The 1,140-nt window shown below is 68.8% G+C and carries 1 protein-coding gene; it reads right to left on the bottom strand.

The window, feature by feature from the left end; genetic code table 11:
- Window positions 1–283: 283 nt before the first annotated feature.
- Window positions 284–1,140: hypothetical protein (locus JGU66_36355; protein ID MBJ6766249.1), on the bottom strand; the 857-nt coding region annotated here is incomplete at its 5' end.

A 1,140-nucleotide genomic window follows, 5' to 3' on the forward strand; every position in this document is an offset into this window, starting at 1 on the left:
CCGCGTTCAGCACGCGGCCGTAGGCGAAGATGGGGTCCTCGAGATAGCGCCCGCAGCCAGCGGCGAAGCTCAACACGGCGAAGGGCAGTAGCAGACGGGGGTGGGACACGATGGGTCTACAACACCGTGTCCGCTTCGGGGTGTCACTCGCTCCCCATGATTCGGGTCCAGAGGGCCGCGCGCTCCTCCCTCTCGTCCACGGACCGAAGCCCTTTCATTGAAGGTGGAGGAAGTGCGCTTCCATGCCTCGGCGATGACTGGCGTGGCAGCGTGAGCGCCGCGCTCACTCAAACAGAGACAGCTCCGCCAGCCGGGTCAAGGGCAGCGTTTTGACCTGGGCCCCATCCTGATTCACCACGGTGAGTCGGACGTGGCGCACGGGCCCGATGTCATTCAGGGGGAGATCCAGATAGGTGGGCTCGGCTTCGGGACTGAAGGGTGGGTCGCCGTAGGGGCTGTCTTTCGCGCTGTAGTCAGAGAGGCCCGCGAACGCGTTCCAGGCCACGTCCGCCGTGAGCGGCGTGACAGGCGCCTCCTGGAGGAGGCTCCACTGTTCGCCATCCGCGCTCCCCTCCAGGCGCACCTGCATGGTGGTCTGGTACCCCGGGATGAAGTCCAGCGCGCGCACCACGGCGCGCGCCAGTCGCGTGGGCGAGGTCAGCGAGAGCGTGAGCGCGTCGGCCTGAGGGGTCCGGCCCGGATACTGATTGAATCTCACCACGTCCGCCTTGCCGTCCGTCCAGGGACATCCGTCCGTGGGCGAGGGCTGGCACGCGGCGCCTCGGCTGACGGGACGGAGCGCGCCGGCCACGATGGGAACCCGCGCGGTGCGCCACTCCATGCGGAAGCTCACATAGCTGCTGTTGGCGCCCAGCGGCTTGAAGCCCCAGCCTCCCACGCTCAGGGCCCGAAGCTGCGCGTCCGGCGCCGCGAAGTCCTCCATCACGTAGGGGGTGGGCTCCCAAGGGGAGTGAACGTCCCACTGGTACCAGAACGTCGCGTCGCCACTGCGCAGCCACGCAATGGGCAGCGGGCGGGTGGGCTCCAGCTTCTGTTCCTCGTGGATGCCGTCGTCGTAGGTGAGCGGCGGCTGGGCGGTGATGGGGCGCGTGGGGCTGGGGGGCGCGGGCTCGAAGGTGA

Source organism: Myxococcaceae bacterium JPH2 (assembly GCA_016458225.1).
Classification (GTDB): domain Bacteria; phylum Myxococcota; class Myxococcia; order Myxococcales; family Myxococcaceae; genus Citreicoccus.